At 67.8% G+C, this 20,819-nt stretch carries 3 protein-coding genes; 1 reads left to right on the forward strand and 2 read right to left on the reverse strand.

The features are described 5' to 3' along the window. Window positions 1–37 precede the first annotated feature (37 nt). Window positions 38–18,205: a non-ribosomal peptide synthetase gene (locus QX204_RS21665; RefSeq protein ID WP_301901865.1), complete on the reverse strand. Its 18,168-nt coding sequence runs from the start codon at window positions 18,203–18,205 to the stop codon at window positions 38–40. 995 nt (window positions 18,206–19,200) lie between these two features. Further along, window positions 19,201–20,109 carry a hydrogen peroxide-inducible genes activator gene (locus tag QX204_RS21670; RefSeq protein ID WP_301901867.1) on the reverse strand — a complete coding sequence of 303 codons (909 nt, stop codon included), beginning with the start codon at window positions 20,107–20,109 and terminating at the stop codon, window positions 19,201–19,203. An 81-nt stretch (window positions 20,110–20,190) separates the two neighbouring features. Here QX204_RS21670 and QX204_RS21675 point away from each other — a divergent pair, with 81 nt between their 5' ends. Beyond that, window positions 20,191–20,778, forward strand: a complete 588-nt coding sequence (locus tag QX204_RS21675) for a peroxiredoxin (protein ID WP_056811330.1) — start codon at window positions 20,191–20,193, stop codon at window positions 20,776–20,778. The last annotated feature ends 41 nt before the right edge of the window (window positions 20,779–20,819 follow it).

The following is a 20,819-nucleotide window of genomic DNA, read 5'->3' on the forward strand; positions in this document are numbered from 1 at the left end:
ACCGCCGGGTCGGCCACCCGGTGGAGAAGAGACGCGCTCAGCTGTCCAATCGCGCGTTGAGAATCCGGGCGATCTCGGCGATCGCACCCGGTTGGGTCATATCGAGGTGGGCCACATCGATGTCGACATTCGACAGCTGCCCACGGACCACCCGCGCCCATCCCTCGTGACCCGTGGCGTCGGATCGCCGTTCGCGGGTCGCGGTGAAATAGAGCATGTCGCTGTCCAAGACCGCGGGATGCCACGCGCCGGCCGCCCGGACCGCCAGGTTGTAGGCATCGGTCAGACGCTGGATCCGTGCGGCGTCGATACCGAGGCTGCTGCCCAGGTGCCGTTCGATCAGCTCGGCGGCCTCCTCGGCACTCGCGTCGGGGCTGACGAAATCCACGCCCATGACCGGGCCGAGATTGCTGATCAGCTCGCCGGCCGTGACGGCGCGCAGCGTCGACTCGTCGACACCGCCCACCTCGGCGTCCAACAGCGCCAGCAGCGCGACCTCTTCCCCGGCGGCGCGCATCTCGACCGCGATGGCGTGGGCGATCGCACCGCCCAGCGACCAACCGAGGAGGTGATAGGGGCCGTGTGGCTGAACTGCGCGAATCTCGTCGAAGTAGCGTGTTGCCATGTCTTCGATCGTTGTCGGACCGGGGATCTCGCCGCTGATCTGTGGCGCCTGGATGCCGTAGATCGGTCGATCGTCGGCGAGGTAGCGGTCGAGTGTGCGGTAACACCACGACAGGCCAAGGGCCGGGTGGATACAGAACAGTGGGGCTCGCTCACCGCCGGTCCGGATCGGCAGCAGCGTGTCGAAGCCGGCATCGGGCCCGTCGACGGCGGGATCGGCGTCGATTCTGGATTCGATCCGCTTCGCCAGGTCGGCGGGGCAGGGATCGGACAACATCCAGCTGATCGGAACCTCGTAGTCGAGTTCCTTGCGCAACTCGCTCACCACCTGCACCGACTTCAGCGAGTTGCCGCCCAATGCGTAGAAGTCGTCATCCGCGCCGACTCGATCCACCCCGAGTACCGTGCCGAAGGCCCGGGCGACCTCGCCTTCCAGCCAGGACGAGGGCTCCCTGAACTCCGCGACGGCGAGCACCGGCTCCGGTAGCCGCAACGGGTCCAGCTTGCCCGACGTGTGCAGGGGCACCGTGTCGAGCACCATCAGCGTGGCGGGCACCATGTAGTCGGGCAGTTTGGTCGCCGCGTGCGCCGAGACCGCGACGGTGTCGACCGTGGCGCCCGCGGCGGGCACGACATAGGCGACGAGGTGTTCCATCACACCGATGGGGCGCACCACCGCGATCGCCCGCGCGATGCTGGGATGCTCGGCGAGGACGGCCTCGATCTCGCCGAGTTCGATCCGCAGGCCGCGCAGCTTCACCTGGAAATCGGTGCGGCCCAGGTACTCCAATTCGCCGGCCCCTCGCCAGCGCACCAAGTCGCCGGTGCGGTACAGGCGCAGGCCGTCACCGTACGGGTCGGGCACGAACCGTTCCGCGGTGAGGCCGGGACGTGACTGGTAGCCGCGTGCCAGCTGGGTGCCCGCCAAGTACAACTCCCCGGCGACGCCGGCCGGTACCGGCTGTAGCCGGTCGTCGAGTACGTAGGCCCGCGTGTTCCAAACCGGTGAGCCGATCGGCATGTTCCCGCTCTCGGCTCCGGTCACCCGATGCGCGGTCGAGCACACGGTGCACTCGGTCGGCCCGTATAGATTGTGCAACTCGACCCCGGGCACTATTCGCCGGGCCGCGGCCACCGTCTCCGGGCCGAATGCCTCACCGCCCACCAGCAGCGTCCGCAACGACGCGAGCGACTCCGCAGACGCCATGTCCGCGAGTACCGACAGCATCGACGGCACGAGGGCGGCGAACGTGACCCGCTGGGCGGCAATGATTTCGGCGAGATACGCCGGGTCGGTATGCCCGTAGGCTCGCGCGATCACCAGCCGCGCGCCCACCACCGGTGCCGCGAACAGCTCCCACACCGACATGTCGAAGGTGGCCGGGGACTTCTGCAGTACGACGTCATTCGGCGTCAGCCCGTAGGTCTCGTCGACCCAGCGCATCTGGTTGACCACCGAACAGTGCGATACCGCAACGCCTTTCGGTCTTCCGGTCGACCCCGAAGTGAAGATCACGTAGGCGATATTGTGCGATCGCAGCGGGGTGAGCCGATCGGCGTCGGTGACCGGCCCGTCATCGAATCCGGACAGCTCCAGCCCCTCGAGGGACGACAGCTCCAGCACCGGTGCGGCGATCGACAGCATGTAGGCGATGCGGTCCGCGGGCAGATCCGGATCCACCGGCACGTACCCGCCGCCCGCGGCGTGCACCGCGTAGATGGCGACGACCTGGTCCAGTGAACGTCGCATCCGCAGCGCCACCAACGACTCCGGACCCACTCCGCGCGAGATCAACCACCGCGCCAACCGATGCACGCGGGACGCGAATTCCGCATAGGTCAACGTCTGTTCCCCGGCTGTCACCGCGGGCCGGTCCGCGTGCACCCGCACGGCGTGGGCGAAGACGGAAGCGAGCGTCTCGCCCGGAATCATCCGGCGATCGGTCGAATTCCAGTGCGTCAGAATGGTTTCGCGTTCGTCCGCGCCGAGCAGATCCACCTCGCGCACCGGCTGTGCCGAATCGGTCACCAGCGCGTCGAGCAAGCGCAGCAGGCGATCGACGATCGCGGTCGCGGTCGCCGCGTCGAAGAGGTCGCTCGCGTAGATCACCGCGCCGCTCATCCCGGCCGGATCACCGGCGGAGTCATAGGAATCCGACATCGTGATCAGCAGATCGAACAGTGCGATGTCGGTGTCGGCCGTCATGGCGGACGCCGAGAGCCCCGGAAGTTCGAACTGGGCCCCGGCGACGTTCTGGAATGCCAGCATCACCTGGAACAGCGGGTGGTTGGCGTGCGACCGCACCGGGTTCAGCTCCTGCACCAGCCGCTCGAACGGAACATCGGCGTGCCCGAACGCGGCCAGATCGGTCCCCCGCTGCTGTTCGAGGAGCTGGGTGAATGTCATCCCCGGCGTCAACCGGGTCCGCAGCACCAGGGTGTTGACGAACATCCCGACCAGATCGTCGAGTTCGGGCTCGCCGCGGCCCGCGAACGGAGTGCCGATCGCGATGTCGTCGGTATCGGCGAGCCGGGCCAGCGTGGCCGCCAGCGCAGCGTGGAAGACCATGAACAGCGTCGTGTTGTGCGCTCGCGCGACCTGCTGGAGTCGCGCGTGCAGATCGGCGCCGACGGTCATCGGTACGCTCGCGCCCGCATGGGTCTGCACGGGCGGACGCGGTCGGTCGGTCGGCAGACCCAGCACCACCGGGAGCTCCGCCAATTCGAGTGTCCAGTAGTCGATCTGGGCACTCAGCAGCGACTCCGGATCGTCTTCGTCGCCCAGCACCGTCCGCTGCCAGATCGCGTAGTCGGCGTACTGGACCGGCAGCGGCAGCCAACTCGGGGTCTTCCCGACCAGGTGAGCCGTGTAGGCGGTCATCATGTCCCGTGCCAGCGGGCCGAGCGACGACCCGTCGCAGGCGATGTGGTGCACCACCACGGCCAGGACCCACTCGTTCGGCCCGAGCTCGAACACCCGCACCCGCAACGGCGCATCGACCGTCACATCGAACACCGTCGAGACGAACGCCGACAACGCCTCTTCCAGTTCCGGTTCCGCGACCGAGGTCACGGTGATCGGCGCGCATGCCCGCGCGGTGGGAAGGACGACCTGCGACGGCTCGCCCTCGGCGTACGGGTACACGGTCCGCAGTACTTCGTGCCGGTCCACCACATCCGCGATCGCCGCGCGCAACGCGTCGAGATCCAGTTGTCCGGACAGCCGTAGCACGATCGGAATGCTGTAGGCGGCCGAGCCGGGCTCGAGCCGGTTCAGGAACCACATCCGCTGCTGTGCCGACGACAGGGGAATTCGCGGCGGCCGCGGTCGCGCGGTCAGTGCTACCCGACCGGTGTCGGCATGCGATTCGGCGCGCGCGGCCAACCTCTCGACCGTGGGCGCTTCGAAGATCACCGACACCGGGATGGTCACGTCGAGCGCGGCACCGATCCGCGCCGCCACGCGGGTGGCCACCAGGCTGTTGCCGCCGAGGTCGAAGAAGTCGTCGTCGGCGCCGACGGGACCGTCGATACCGAGGACGTCGGCGAAGACGCCTGCCACGATTTCCTCCGCCGGCGACGCCAGTGCCCGGAATCGCTTGGCCTGGACAACGGGTGCGGGCAGGGCCGTGCGGTCGAGTTTTCCGTTGGGCAACAAAGGGATCGCGTCGAGTTTCATCACCGCGGCGGGCACCAGGTACGACGGCAGCGCCTCGACCAATGCCGCGCGCAACTGTTCGCCCGAGAGGCTCGCCCCGGTTTCGGGTACCGCGTAGGACACCAACTGCGCCGGACCGGTACCCGCACGCCACGGCACCGTAACGGCGTAGGCCACCTCCGCCCGTGCGCTCAGCACCGCGTCGATCTCGCCCAGCTCCACCCGGTAGCCGCGGATCTTCACCTGGAAATCGTTGCGCCCCAGGAACTCCAGATCGCCGTCGGTATTCCAGCGCACCACGTCGCCGGTTCGGTACATGCGGTGTCCCGGTTCCCCGAACGGATGCGCCACGAACCGCGCCGCATCGGTCGCCGGCTTGTTCAGGTACCCGCGCGCCAGCGCCGGACCCGCCAGGTACAACTCTCCGGCCACCCCCACCGGCACCGGCTGCAGGCGCGCATCCAGGACCAGTGCCTGTATCCCCGGCAGCGGGGCACCGATCGTCGGGCGATCGTCGGGTCGCAGCGCACGCGTCGCCGTGGCGATCATGGTGGCCTCGGTCGGTCCGTACAGCACCTGGAACTCCCGGGCGCCCGCGACGTCGGTGCCCGCCCATCGGCTCACCAGATCTACCGGGACCTCCTCGCCACCGGACATCACCAGCCGCAAGTCGTCGAGCCCGGCCGGATCCACCGACGCGAGCGCGGCCGGGGTCATGAAGGCGTGGGTGACCCGCCGCACGCGCAAGAACTCGGCCAGCTCACCGCCGCCGTAGATCCCCGTCGGCGCCACGATCAGCGCTCCGGCCCGGCTGACCGCCATCAGGATCTCCATCAGTGCGGCGTCGAACGACGGCGACGCGAAATGCAACACCCTGGACGTGTGCTGGAGCCCGCGGTCGGCACGCCGCCCCGAGACGAAGTCGGCGATGCCGGAATGGGTGACGGCCACGCCCTTCGGCACGCCGGTGGATCCGGAGGTGAAGACCACGTAGGCGACGTCCGAGGTCCGCAGCGGCCGCGTCCGCTCGTCGTCGCCGATCGGGCCGCTCGCCGCCGCGTCGATCCGCGCGGCGACAGCCGGGTCGTCGAGCACGATCCAGTCCACCGAATCGGGCAGCTGAGCGCGCACCGACGACACCGTGATCCCGAGTGTCGCACGAGAATCCGACACCATCTGCTCGATCCGGCCTTCGGGATAGCGTGGGTCCACCGGTACGTATGCCGCACCCGACTGCACCACCGCCCACCACGCGACGACGGACTCCGTCGACCGCGCCGCCGCGACCAGCACCGGATTCTCCGGTCCGGCGCCACGGCGGATCAGCAATCTCGCCAGTCGGCTCGATCGTTCGTGCAGTTGCGTATACGACAGCGCGGTATCCCCGGCGACCACGGCGATACCGTCGCCGTTGTCGCGGACGGCCGAGGCCAACACCTCCGGCAGCGATCCGGGCGGCTCGGACGCCTCCACGGTGCGCGCACCGACCCGCGAGGTGAGCGCCGAGCGCTCGTCGGCTTCCAGCCAGTCGATATCCCCGACCACCACGGTCGGATCGTCGGCGACGGCTTCCAGTACTCGCACCAGCCGCCGGACGATCGCCGCCGCGCTCGCCTCGTCGAACAGATCCCGAGCGTAGGTCAGCATGCCCGACATACCCTGCGCCGCACCGGCATTGCCGGAGGAATCGGCCAGCACCAGTTGCAGGTCGAACTGGATCGCCCCGGTATCCACATTCGCCCGCGTCACCCGGACCTCGGGCAGCACTACATCGACCGTCGACACGTTCTGGAATGCCAAGGCCACCTGGAACAACGGATGCCGGGCAGCCGATCGCTCCGGGTTCAACTTCTCCACGACCCGCTCGAACGGCACGTCCGCGTGCTCGAACGCCAGCAGGTCCGTCTCCCGGGTGCGCATCAGCAACTCGGTGAACGGCTCGCCCGTCTCCACCCGGGTCCGCAACGCCAGCGTGTTCACGAACATCCCCACCAGATCGTCGAGACCGGGCTCGCCCCGCCCCGCGACCGGGGTGCCGATCACGATGTCATCGCTGCCGCTGAGCCGCCCCAATACCGTTGCCAGCGCCGCGTGCATCACCATGAACAGCGACGACCCGCGCGACCGTGCCAGCGTGCCCAGCCGTTCGTGCAGCCGCGCACCGATCTCCACCGGTACCCGGCCTCCCGACAGCGACGCCACAGCCGGGCGTGGGCGGTCCGCCGGTAGTTCCAGCCGGTCCGGTGCGCCCTCGAGAGTCGAGCGCCAGAATTCCACCTGCTGCGACATCAACGACGCCGGATCGTCCGCGGCGCCCAGCATCTGCCGTTGCCACCACGCGTAATCCGCGTACTGCACAGCGAGCGGTTCCCACTCCGGAGCCTGCCCGGCCAGCCGCGCGACGTAGGCCACCATCACGTCACGGGCCAGCGGCCCCATCGACTGACCGTCGCCTGCGATGTGATGGACCACGAGGACCAGCAGGAATTCGCCGGTGTCACTGTCGTGCTCGGCGCCCAGCTCGAACAATCCCACGCGCATCGGCACACGGGTCGTCACATCGAATCCACCCCGCACGAACTCGCCCACCACCTCCGGGACCGAATCCGCGTGCACCCGCACCGGCCGCACCGGCACCGCGGGCTCGTCGAGAACGACCTGCCGCGGCTCACCGGCGGATTCGGGATAGATCGTCCGCAACACCTCGTGGCGCGCGACCACATCGGCGAGCGCGGCACCCAGCGCTTCGGTGTCCAGCCGTCCGGACAACCGCAGCATCACCGGAATGTTGTGCACCGCGGAGTCCGGCTCGAACCGGTTCAGGAACCACATCCGCTGCTGTGCCAGCGACAGCGGCACCGAGTCGGGGTGCACTCCCGGCAGCAGGGGCAACCGGCCCCCACCGCTGACCGCCGCGGCCAGCCCGGCCAATCCGCCGACGGTCGGCGCCTCGAAGACCGACCGCACCGGCACTCGCGCGTCCAGGGCCGCGCCGATGCGCGCCACCACCATCGAGGCGCTCAGCGAATCGCCGCCCAGGGCGAAGAAGTCGTCGTCGACGCCCACCTGGTCCACGTCGAGCACCTGCTCGAAGGTCCGCGCGACCAGCTCTTCCAACCCAGGTGAGGGCGCCCGGAATTCGCGCGTCACGGCGACCGGCTCGGGCAACCGCTCGCGATCCAGCTTCCCGTTGACGGTCAGCGGCATCTCGTCCAGCATCATCACCGCGGACGGGACCGTGTACCGGGGCAGCACCTCGGCCAGTGCCGCACGCAACTCCTCGCCCGATACCTCCGCCCCCGGCGCGGGCACGACATACGACACCAGCACCACCGGGCGCCCGCCGTCGCGACGCGGCACCGTGACCGCGTACGCCACCTCCGCACGCGCGTCGAGCACCGCGTCGATCTCGCCCAGCTCGACCCTGGTGCCGTGCACCTTCACCTGAAAATCGTTGCGCCCCAAGAACTCCAACTCGCCATCGGCGTCACGGCGCACCATGTCACCGGTGCGGTACATGCGCTGACCCGGCTCCGCGAACGGGCACGCGACGAACCGCGCCGCGGTCAACCCCCTCCTGGCGGCATATCCATCGGCCAGACCGGCGCCGAACAGATACAGCTCACCCTCGACACCGTGCGGCACGGGCCGCAACCAGGTGTCGAGGACGACGACCGCGACGGGGCCGACCGGCCTGCCGATCGTGATCGCGGCACCGGGCGCGAGTGCCTCGCTGGCGGTGGCCCAGATCGTGCTCTCGCTCGGCCCATAGAGATTGACCATGGTGCGATGCGGCGCCCACCGATCGACCAGTTCCGGCCCGACCGGCTCGCCGGCTGTCGCCAGCACGCGCAGCCCGTCGAGACCCTCGCACGAGATGGTCGCCAGCGCCGAGGGAGTGATCACCGCGTGCGAAATATGTTCGCGCCCGATGAGATCCGCCAGCTCGGGTCCGGCGTAGACATCGGCGGGCGATACGACCAGTCGACCGCCCGAGCCGTGCGCCATCAACAACTCGAACACCGAGGCGTCGAAGCTGGGCGAGGCCACCTGCAGAACCACCGACTCCGGGTCGACGCCGAGTATCCGCCGCTGCGCCGCGACGATATCGGCCAGGCCGCGATGGCTGACGAGGACGCCCTTGGGCATACCGGTCGACCCGGAGGTGTAGCTCACGTACGCGGTCTGATCCCGTCGAATCGGTCCCCCGCGTTCGGCGTCGGTGATCGGTCCGGCGGAAACCGAGTCCCCGGCGTCGAGTAGCTGCTCCTGGTCGAGGATCAGATACTCGACGCCATCGGGAAGATGTTGCCTCGCATACTGGTCGGTCAGCCCGAGCACGGTTCCCGAGTCCGACAGCAGATATTCGATCCGCTCCGCTGGCAGGGTCGGGTCTATCGGCAGGAACGCGGCGCCGGTCTTCGCCACGGCCCACAGGGCGAGGGTCGCCGCCAGGGATCGCGGAAGCACCGCGGCGACGACCTGTCCCCGCCGGACACCGTGCCGCAGCAGAACCCGGGCCAGACGTGCGGATCGCTCGTCGAGCTGCCGGTACGTCATCGCGGTCGTATCGCATCGCACGGCGATCGCGTCGGGTTCGGCGGCAGCGCGAGCGGCGAGTATCCGGTCGAGTGTGTCCGGGATCGCCTGTTCCGCGGCCGAATCCGGCCACGACGGCCCCGGTTCCTCGTCGAGCGGCAGCTCGCCCAGCCGTACGTCGGCGTTGACGGCGATCCGGCCCAGCAAGGCGACGAAGCGGTCGAGGATCCGACGCGCGGCGGCGGTGTCGAATGCGCGGTCGTGGAATCGCAGGGTGATCCGCAGTCCCTGTGCTTCGCCGTGCTCGGACTGTTTCGGTTCCACGACCAGGCTCAGCGGGTACGGGGTCGCGTCGACGCCGCTGAGTTCGTCCACCCGCAGGCCCGCCGAATCGATGAGTCGCTGCAGTGCCGTCCGGTCGACGGGGAACGACTGGAAAGTGACGGCGGTATCGAAGAGTTCGGGCAGGCCGACGCTGCGGTGGATCTCGGGTAGGCCGATATGGTGATGGTCCAGCATGTCGGCGTGCCGCGCCTGAATGCTGGTCAGCAACGCGCGCACCGTCATGGTGGGTTCGAGCGGAACTCGCACGGGAATCGTGGTGAGGAACATGCCGAGGGTCTGATCGACCAGCGGCAACTCCGGGGGCCGCCCCGACACCGCGGAGCCGAAGATCACATCGGTCTCACCGGTCAGCACGCGCAGATTCAGAGCCCAGGCCGCGGCGACCGCTGTATTGAGGGTGACAGCGGCCTCCGCCGCCACTCGACGGAGGTCCCCGAATCGCCGCGCCGTCAGCTCGGCCCCGACTTCGGCGGTGGATGCCGAACCCGCCGCGCCCACGTCGCGGGACACCCGGGTGGGTGCGTCCACATCCGAAAATGCTTGCGCCCATGCCGCTTTGGATGCGGAACTGTCCTGCCTGCCCAGCCAGGACAGATAGTCGCGGTAAGAGGGAGCAGGTCCGGCGGAGTCGATATGGTCGGGCGACCCGTAGTAGTCGAGCAGTTCTCGCATCAGCAGCGGCATCGACCAGCCGTCCAGGATCACATGGTGATTGGTGACGAGCAGCCGGAAGGACTGCGCGTCGAGACGGATCAGCGTCAAGCGCAGCAGCGGTGCCGCCGACAGGTCGAATCCCGCCGCCGCGTCGGCCGAGGCGATCGATTCCGGGTCGGCCGGAGACTCCGCATCGGCGAGATCGATCTCTCGGAAACCGATCTCGGCATGGTCGAGCACGATCTGGCACGGCCCGGCCGCGGTCTCCACGAAGGCGGCGCGCAGGATATCGTGCCGGTCGACCACGGCCTGAGCGGCACGGCGCAGGCGCTCACCGTCGACCGTGCCAGAGAATCCGATCATCGTCTGGACGGTGTAGTTGTCCCCCGCGTCCGGATCGAACGTCGAGTGGAAGTGCACGCCGGATTGCATGGGCGACAACGGCCATACGTCGGACAGGCCGTGGTACTGCTGCTCGAGCCGAGCGAGGTCGGGTTGTGTGAGCGCGACCAGCGGAGCGTCCGGTGCGCGATCTGTCACCGGCACCGGATCGCCGCCGGCCATCGCGGCCAGTGCGGCAACTGTCTTGTTTTCGAAGACATCTCGCGGCGTGAACGTGAGCCCGGCGGATCTCGCCAGCGCCACCAGCCGCATCGAGACGATACTGTCCCCGCCGAGCGCGAAGAAGTTGCTGTCGGCGGACACGGAGTCGAGATGGAGCACCTCGGCGAAGAGTTTCGCCACGACCTGTTCGGTCCGCGTCGACGGCGTTCTGCCGCCCGTGGCGTCGGATTCGAAGGCCCGCTGCCGCAATGCTTTGCGATCGAGTTTGCCGGTAGGCGTGCGCGGCATCTCCTCGAGCTGCACGATCGCCGCGGGATTCATATAACGCGGTAGCGTGCCCGAGAGATCGTCGCCGAGTGCCGCCACGTCTACCGCGGAGCCCGAGGCGGAGACGAAATAGGACACCAGAATCGGTTCCTCGGCGGGACCCTTCACCACGACGGTGGCCACGCTCGCCACATCCGGGTGCTGGGCCAGGTGGGCGTCGATTTCCCCCGGCTCGATCCGCAGGCCGTGAATCTTGACCTGCTGATCGCGCCGACCCAGATACTCCAGTGCCAATCCGGTGCGTCCGCGGACCCAGCGCACGGAATCACCGGTGCGGTAGATCCGCTCGCCACGGGTGGATCGCGGATCCGCGACGAAGCGTGACGCGGTCACACCCGGTCGGTCCATGTACCCGCGGGCCAGTCCGGGACCACCGAGATAGAGTTCGCCCGCGACCCCGACCGGCACCGGCCGCAGCCACGTATCGAGAACCATCGCGGACGCGCCTCGGATCGGGCCGCCGATCGTCACCGGCTCGCCGGGGACGACGGCATCCGACCCCGTCGCCCAGATCGTGCACTCGGTAGGTCCGTAATGATTCATCAGCCGTCGCCCGTGGCCCCACCGGTTCACGGTGTCCGGCTCGGTCGCTTCGCCGACGACCGCGAGCGAGGTCAACGACGGCGTCCGGGACGGATCCATGGTCTTCAGCACCGACGGGGTGATGATCGCGTGCGAAACCCGCTGTGCGCGAATCAATTCCTCGAGGTCGGCCCCGGCGTACACCTCCGGCGGGGCCACCACCAGTTCGGCGCCACTGCCGTGCGCCAACAGCAACTCCGACAGGCAGGCGTCGAATCCGGGCGACGCGACCTGCAACACCACCGAATCCGCGCTGACGCCGAAGGCGTCTACCTGCGCCGCGACCAGATCGGCCAGTCCTCGATGGCTGAGATGGACCGCCTTCGGTTTGCCGGTCGATCCGGACGTGTAGATCACGTATGCGGCGTTGTCGGCCGACAGCCGGTCGGCCCCCGACGGCAGTGGTAGACCCTGCTGCGCGTCCGAAGCCGCAGCGTCCAGCGTCAACCAGTCGACGGTATTCGGAAGCTGCGGCGCGACAGCGCTGGTCGTGACGCCCAGACGGGTCCGGGAGTCCGCCAACAACTCCTCGATCCGCGCGGCGGGGTTACCGGGATCCAACGGCAGGAAGGCGGCACCTGTTTTCGCCACCGCCCAGATCGCGACCACCAGTTCGGCCGAACGGGGAACGGCCAAGGCGACGATCGACTCCGCGCGAGCACCACGGTCGGCCAGCAGGCGAGCGAACCCGTCGGCGCGACGCTCCAGCTCCTGATAGGTCCACGTGGTGTCGCCGCTGCGGACAGCCACGGCATCCGGGTACTCGCGCGCGGTCCCCCACAGGATGTCGCGCAGCACGAGCTCCGCGGCGGGCTCCTCGCTGCCGACCGAAAGCAGTTCCGCCCGTTCGGAATCCCAGCAGGACGAGATCGCGGCGACCTTCCGGGCGGGATACCCGACGATCTGCGTGAGCAGGAGCTCGAAGCGTTCGAGCAGCGTGCGTACCTCGTCCGTGCCGAATCGGTCGGCGGCGAATTTCAGTGCCACCGTGTAGGTGCCGGGATGGTCGGCGGCGTCCGTTCGTCCGTCGCCGCTCGACCGTGGCGGGGACACTTGCAAACTCAGCGGATACGGCGTGGCATCGTGGGCGTCGATGTCGACGAAGCGCAAGCCGGCGTCGGAGAGATTGCGCGCCAACAGTTCCCGGTCGAGCGGATAGGACTCGAGCACCGTCGCGGTGTCGAACATGTCGGTGATGCCGGTGGCCCGTTGCAGCTCCGCCAACCCGACGTACTGGTGATCCAGCATGGCGGCCTGCTCGGATTGCACGCGAACGAGCAACTCGCCGACGGTTTCGCCGGGGTCGAGGCGGACTCGGACGGGCAGCGTGTTGACCAGTAGCCCGACCATGCGCTCGACATCCGGGATCTGCGGCGGGCGGTGCGCGATCGTATTGCCGAACACCACATCCGACCGGCCGGACAGCGCGGCCACCAGCATCGCCCACGCCACCTGCAGGGCCGTGTTGGCGGTGACGCCGTGGGAGCGGCCCAGATCCAGCAACGCGGCGGTGGTCGCGGCGTCCAGCTTCAGGTCGACCTCACCGACTTCCGCGGCGACGGACCGATCCGACCTGCCGGTGACCCGTGTCGGACTGTCGATTCCGGCGAGCGTGGCCCGCCACGCGGCGATCGCGGCGTCGCGATCCTGAGCCTGCAGCCACTGCAGATACTCGCGGTATGACCGAGGGGGCGCGAGCTCGACGGTATCGCCGTCGGAGATGTACAGCGACAGCAACTCGTGGATCAGCAGGGGCATCGACCACCCGTCCAGCACGAGATGGTGGTTGGTGACCAGCAGTTGGAAGGTATCCACGCCCGTGCGCACGAGGTGGAACCGCACCAGCGGTGGGTGGGCCGGGTCGAACGGAGCCGCGGCCGCCGTCGCGAGTCGCCGAAGTGCCCGCGCCTGCCGGTCGGCATCGATGATGTCGGCGATACTCGACTCGTCCCAATCGACCTCGGTGTCGCGCAGCACGATCTGGCGTGGACCGTCGGCACTCTCGACGAAGGCGGTCCGCAGGCTGTCGTGCCGGTCGATGAGCACCTGCGCGGCCCGCCGCATCCTGGCCCCGTCCACCTGCCCGGCGAACGTCAGCGCCACCTGCACGATGTAGCCGTCGTCGCCGTCCCGGTCGTAGACCGTGTGGAACAGCAGCCCGGACTGCAGGGCGGTGAGCGGCCACACATCGATCATCGACGGGTATTGCCCCGACCAGCGGTCGACATCGTCCTGCGCCACCGCGGTGAGCGGGAAGTCGGAGGGGGTGAAGCCGTATCCGGTGTCGGATCGGACGTGCTCGGCAAGCGCCCCCAGGGCGCGAGCCCACAGCCCGGCGAGCTCGTCGACGTCCTCGCTGCTCAGTACCTGCGAGGCGAACTCCCAGGTCACATCGAGTTCGAGCCCGTCGCGACCTTCCTCGGCGATCGCGTTGACATCGAGCAGGGCCGACAGCGCCATCGCCGGATCACTCGTCGCGGTCAGTGCGGTGAACTCGGTGGTGGGCGCCCAGGGCACCGAGCGTTCGCCGACACCCACCCGCCCGAGGTAGTTGAAACTGATCTGCGGTTCGGGCAGGTCCGCCAGTTCGGCACTGCCGAGATGACGCAGCACCTGATAGCCGATGCCGTTGCCCGGCACCGCGCGCAACTGCTCCTTCACTTGTTTTATCGCCCGTCCGGCGCCGATGCCGCCGGCCAGCGCATCGTCGAGGTCGACATCGTCCCACTCGATCCGAACCGGGAACCGTGTGGTGAACCAGCCCACGGTGCCGCTGAGATCGGCGCCGGGGACGGCCTGCTCCTCACGGCCGTGTCCCTCCAGCGAGATCAACTCCGCGGCGGTCGCCGACGCACCGCGCCTGCGCCGCCACTCTCCCAGTGCCAGTACCAGGGCCGCGAGCAGCGGATCGTTGGCGCTGCAATGGAAGCGGTCCGGAATGGTGGTGAGAACCGCCTCGGTGACCGCTGCCGGGATGCGTCGGCGCACTCGGCCCGCCGTCGCCCCGGTGTCACGATCCGGGGCGAGTCGGCGCGATCCGAGTAGCTGATCGCCTTGCGCGAGGATGTCTTTCCACACGTCGAGCTCCGCCGACCGGATACTCGGCGCCCGCTCGACCAGGCCGTGCGCCCACCGCCGGAACGAGGTGGTGAACGGACCGAAATCCGGGTCGCCGCCGTCGGAGACCTGCGACCAGGCCCGCGCGAGGTCGGCGAGCACGATGCGCCACGACACCACGTCGACGGCGAGATGGTGAATCACCAGCCACATCAGATCGGGTCCCGAGCCGTTGCGATCCTGCATCCAGACGGCTTGAACGAGCACGCCCTTGCCCGGGTCCAATCGATCCGCGGCGTGCTGCAGGTGCCGGTCGACCTCGGCGGCGTCACGTCGTTCGAGCCGAACATCGACGAGCGCGGCGTCGGGGTCGACCGCTTGTCGCTCGAGTACCTCGACGTAGCGATCCATTGAATCGCCGCGCAAGGCCGCGCGCAGCATGTCGTGGCGGTCCAGCAGGGATCCCAGTGCGCGCACCAGGCCCGCGCGATCGACCCCTTCCGGCAGCTGCACGAGCGCGGCCTGCGCGAATCGGTCGTAATGACCCCGATCGAGCATCGCGCACATGATCGGCGACAACGGCATCTGTCCTACGCCGACACCGGGCAACTCCGCCAACTCGGGAGTATCGCTGGCTTCCGTCGACGTGGCCGCGGCAGCCAAGCCCGCGACGGTCTTGTGCACGAACACATCCTGGGTGGAGAAACTCAGGCCGTCGGCCTTGGCCCGCGCCACCAGCCGGATCGACAGAATGCTGTCGCCGCCCAGGGCGAAGAAGCTGTCGTCGGCCCCCACGAGCGGCACGCCGAGCACCTCGGTGAACAACCTCGCGACCGTCTTCTCCCTGGCGGTGGCCGGCGTCCGGCCGACCGGCGCGGTCCCGAATTCCGGCTTCGGCAGAGCACTGCGATCGAGCTTGCCGAAAACGTTCACCGGGAGGCTGTCCAACGTGAGGATCACCGCCGGGACCATATGCGGCGCCAGCGAATCGCGGGCGAAGCGCTGGAGTTCGACCGATTCGATCCGGCGTCCGCTGACCGGGACCACATACGACGCCAGCACGGTCGTGCCCGCGTTGTTGGGCACCGGCACCGTCACCGAAAGATCCACGTCCTCGTGTGTGGTGAGCACGGCGTCGATTTCACCCGGTTCGATCCGGTAGCCACGGATCTTGACCTGGAAGTCGCTGCGCCCCGCCAATTCCAGCGTCATCTCGGCGTTGTCGCCGGTCCAGCGCGCGATGTCGCCGGTGCGGTACATCCGCTCGCCGGGGCCGCCGTACGGATCCGCGACGAACCGGGCGGCGGTGGCGACGAAACGATGGCTGTAGCCGCGGGCCAGTCCCGGCCCGGCGAGATACAGTTCGCCCGCGGTGCCTTTCGGTACCGGTTGGAGCGTTCGGTCGAGCACCATCGCCGAGACGCCACGAATCGGGCCACCGGCCAGGTGGGCGTGGCCGGGTGTCAGCATGGCTCCGACGGCGGTCACGGTGGCCTCGGTGGGACCGTATTCGTTGTACATCGACACCGACGGCGCCCACCGCTCGACGACGTGCGGTGGACAGACATCGCCGCCGACCACGACCACTCGCAAGTCGGTCGCCTCCCGCGGGTCCACGGTGGCCAGCATCGTGGGCGTCAGCGTCAGGTGGGTCACGTGCTCGTCTGCCAGCAGCCGCGTGAGCGGCTCGCCGCCGGTCACCTCGGGCGGCACGATCACCAGCGTGGATCCGCTCGCGAAACAGGTCAGAAACTGTTCCATGGCGGCGTCGAAGCTGGGCGAGAGGGCATAGGACACCCGAGAGGTCGGGTCGATTCCGTACGCGGCGGCGCGATCGGCGACCAGATTCGCGAGGCCGGTGTGGGTGACCTGGACGCCTTTCGGCGCTCCGGTGGAGCCCGAGGTATAGGTGATGTAGACGATATTGGACGGCCGTAGTGGACGGATACGGTCGCGGTCGGACATCGGCCCGCTCGCGGCGTCGGCTTCCCCCATGGTGGCGGGGTCGTCGAGAACCACCGAGCGCATCGCCGACGGGAGCCGCCCGCGCAAGGCGTCGACCGTGATCGCCACGGCCGCGCCGCTGTCGGCGACCATGTGTTCCACACGCTTGCGCGGATACTCGGGGTCCACCATGACGAACGCGGCCCCACATTTCGCGACCGCCCACGTCGCCACGACCGATTCGACCGAGCGTCGCAGCATGATCGCCACCGCCGTGTCCGGCCCACAACCCAGTGCTCGCAGATGTCGGGCCAGCTGGGAGGATCTGGTGTCCAGCTCGCCGTACGTCATCGTCTGCCCGGCCGAGATGATCGCGCACGCACTACTATTGCGGCGCGCGCTCTCGGTCAGAATCTCTGGAAGCAGCCGTGTTTCGACCCCGCTCGGGCCCCGCACCCGCGGCAGCGCAGACCGCTCCTCCGCGTCGAGCAGCGACAATCTGCTGACCGGACATCCCGCTCCCCCGGCGAGGAATTCGTGCAGGAACATACGGAAGCGCCGGTGGTGGCCGGCGAGCTCGTCCTGGCTGTAGACACTCGGATTTCCCTGGAAGTCGATATGTGTACTGTCTTTGCCCGCACCGGGGTAGATATTGACGAAGAGGTCGGCGGTAGGGCCCGAGGTGAGGACGTTCAGGCGGCCGGTCGTATTGCCGAGCACGACCTCGTTCTCGATCATCATGAGGTTCACGGCCGGCCCGAAAGAGGCCGCCTCGTCGCGCGCGATCCCCATATCGTGGAATATGTCTTCCTGGCGATAGCGCTGGCGGCGCAGTGCGCTCGTCAACTCACTTTGCACAGCGGCGATCAGTTCACCGACGCTGCGGCCGGCGACCCGTATCCGCAGCGGGACCACGTTCGCCACCATTCCACCGGATCGGCGCAAGACAGCGGAGTGCCGACCCGAGACCGGCAGGCTCAGCATTACTTCGTCGCTTCCGGTCATCCGCGCGAGGTACGCGGCGAACGCCGCGACGATGGTCGGAGCCACGCTCTGACCGTGTTCGAGCGCGACGCTTGCCATCAGACTCGCGGTGGCGTCGGGCAACTCTGTGCTGACCAGCGCGGGATGAATGGTGGGCTTGCCGACGCGACCGGCCAGGCTGACGGCGGGCGGCGCGCCCGCCAGGTGCTCCTGCCAATATTTGCGGTCGTTGTCGAAACGCGTCGAACCCCGGTAGGCCAGATCCTGCTCGACGATGACCCCCAGGTCCTGCGCCGCACACGATGCCGGTTCCTCGGACTTCACCCAAGCGTTGTACAGCTCGGTCATCCGGTGCAACATCGTTACCGCGGCGAATCCGTCGAGCGCGATATGGTGCGCTCGCTGGTACCACAGGAAATGGTCCTCGCCGACCTCGAAGACGATGCTCGTCACGAGGTGGTCGTTCAGCACATCCAGCGGAGCGGAATAGTCTTGCACCATCATGCTGTGCGCGGTCGCGACCGGATCGGCGTGATGGCGCAGGTCCAGGATCGACACCGGAGCTCCATGCTCCGCGTCGACGAATTGACACGGCTCTCCGTCGACCTCGATCAGTCGCATATGCCCGGATTCGAACTCGCGACTGGCGGTTCGGCAGGCCTCGGCGAGCAGTTCGGTGTCCAACTCGCCCACGATCTCGACATATTGGGCCACCGAGATCGGCGACGACTCCGCGAGGTGCTGGGCGAACCAGATACCCCGCTGCGCCGCCGTCAGGGGAAAGATATCGAAGGAGTGGTCCCCATTACCGCTGGAGCCGGTGCCGGAACCGTTACCCGAATCCCCGTTTCGGGAAGAACGGAATGAGCTGATTTCCGGCCGATTCGACCGGTCCGGACTGCCATCTACGCGACTCTTTCGGCCCATTCCGACCTCCGTTGATACCGCTCACTTCAAGAGGTCGATTATATAGCCGTAAAGTTGCCTGATTCGCCGGGAGAAAGCTTGCAAGATGGTCACGAAAACAGCATCGGATGATCAGGAAGGCGCAGCCATACTGATCGGCACTCGACCTCGCCGACGCATGTTCAACACTCGCGTCGGTGGGTCGTCCCAGCCATTCGATCATCGCCGGATCACCCTCACGGGAGGGGCCGGGTACCGAATTCGGCACGATTCGGGATCTATCCGCAAATATGTCGCATCCTCTTGCCGCGCAGCTGAGATCGCTATAAGGTGTCGTGGGGGTTGCGAGAGTACGGAGGAGTGATTCGGATCGGCACAACAGCAATGAGGTGGCAAATAGTTGCCATGACCAGGCGTGATCGGTTGGCCGGCAGGTCCACCGGCCCACCGTCGGCCTCGAGATCGCAAACTACCGCGTGGCCCGTTTCGAATACTCCAGCACCAGATGAACATCTGATACGGCGAGAGTCCCGGGACTCTCCACGTGTTTGAACATTCCCCGAAGCGAGGAATGCCAATAGTTAGCTGAAGCAATTTTATAGGTCAGCCTCCGCAGCTTTCATATCGCTGCATTGCCGAATTACCATGATCCTTAAAAATACGCTGCGAATTTCTTGCTCGCGCTGACGCGAGGGAACAATCCCTTTCGCGAGAATTCATTGGCAATGTTGTTAATTCGGCGGCCCGATGTCATACCACTGTTATCTCCGAATAAAGGTCAGCTAACATTTTCTCGAAGCTCCGGCTACGTAGACGCGTCCCCGAGCTCGAATTCGTCATACAGTTCCCGCCTGTGCGCCTACACCCCGCCGCGGGGATCATGCGCGCAACCATGCCGGGATGCGGCACAACGACTTTCACGCCCCGGCCCCGCGACCGACTCCTCAGCGGCGCGGTGACGCCGAGCACCGCGACCCCGAATTCGAGCCTGTCCCGACAGCGCGGAACAGCGGAGATCAGAAAGGGCGCTTGGCTCGGATGATCGCGGCGAGGTATTCGTAATCCGAAGCCCGCGCGGATGACCCCCGATAGGCGAGCCCGATCGTGCGGCCGGGAGCCGGAGCCGCGAAGCGCGCGGTGTCCAGACTCGCGCGCGCGGTCTCGGCGGCCACGGCCATCTCCGGAATGAGCGTCACGCCGAGCCCGCCTGCCACGCATTGCACGACCGTGGTCAGCGAGGCGGCGCGGGTGTCGCCGACCGCCCCGGGTTGCACGTCGGCCGAACGGCACAGGTCAAGGGTCTGATCACGCAGGCAATGGCCCTCGTCGAGCAGCAGCAGCGGTAGGTCGGCGAGGGCGGGCGCGGCCAGGTCGGTGCGGCCGGCGAGCTCGTGGCCGCGCGGCGTGACCAGCACGAATTCCTCGCTGTAGAGCGGGATCTCGACCAAGCCGTTCGCTTCGCTCGGCAACGCGAGCACCGCCACGTCGAGCACGCCGGTGCGCAGGCCCTCCAGGAGTCGCGCGGTCTGGTCCTCGACCACCTGGGGCAGCACCCCGGGCAGTTTGCGGCGTAACTCGGGCAACAGTTCGGGCAGTACATAGGGGGCCACGGTCGGAATGATGCCAACACGCAGCGTGCCGCCGAGGGTGTCGCCGGTCGCGGAGGCCACGAATCGGTCGGCGGCTTCCAGGGTGGCGATGGCCTGCGGCAGCAGCCGCATCCCCGCGGCGGTGACCAGCACGCGGCGGGTGCTGCGCTCGATCAACTGGAGTCCGAGTCCGTTTTCCAGTGATGCCAGTGCCTGCGATAACGTGGGTTGACTCACAGTCAAACGCGCTGCGGCGGTGCCGAAATGCCGGTATTCGGCGACGGCCACGAACGCACGCAGCTGCGACAGGGTTGGCTGATAAGTCTGATCACTCACACCTATCAGTGTACGACCAGCAATCGGCTTTACCTTTCAGTAGGCTGACGATCAACCACACCACCAATGAGGAGATGAAGCATGGCTCTGCTGACCATCGGCGACCAATTCCCGGCATACAACCTCAAGGCCGTCATCGGAGGCGATCTCTCCAAGGTCGACGCACAGCAGCCCGACGATTACTTCACCCAGATCACCAGCGACGACCACGCGGGCAAGTGGCGCATCGTGTTCTTCTGGCCCAAGGACTTCACCTTCGTGTGCCCGACCGAGATCGCCGCGTTCGGCAAGCTGAACGAGGAGTTCGCCGATCGTGACGCGCAGGTCCTCGGCGCCTCGGTCGACAACGAGTTCGTGCACTTCCAGTGGCGCGCCCAGCACGAGGATCTCAAGACCCTGCCCTTCCCGATCCTGTCCGACCTCAAGCGTGAACTGGCCACCGCCGCCGGTGTTCTCAACGCCGACGGTGTCGCCGACCGCGCCACCTTCATCGTCGACCCGAACAACGAGGTGCAGTTCGTCTCGGTGACCGCGGGTTCGGTCGGTCGCAATGTCGACGAGGTGCTGCGCGTGCTCGACGCCCTGCAGTCCGACGAGCTGTGCGCCTGCAACTGGAAGAAGGGCGACCCGACCATCAACGCGGGCGAGTTGCTCACCGCCAGCGTCTGAACCACTTCCCCACCGAACCACCCTGAAGGAGCCCCACTGTC

Source organism: Nocardia sp. PE-7 (genome assembly GCF_030486425.1).
GTDB lineage: Bacteria > Actinomycetota > Actinomycetes > Mycobacteriales > Mycobacteriaceae > Nocardia > Nocardia salmonicida_A.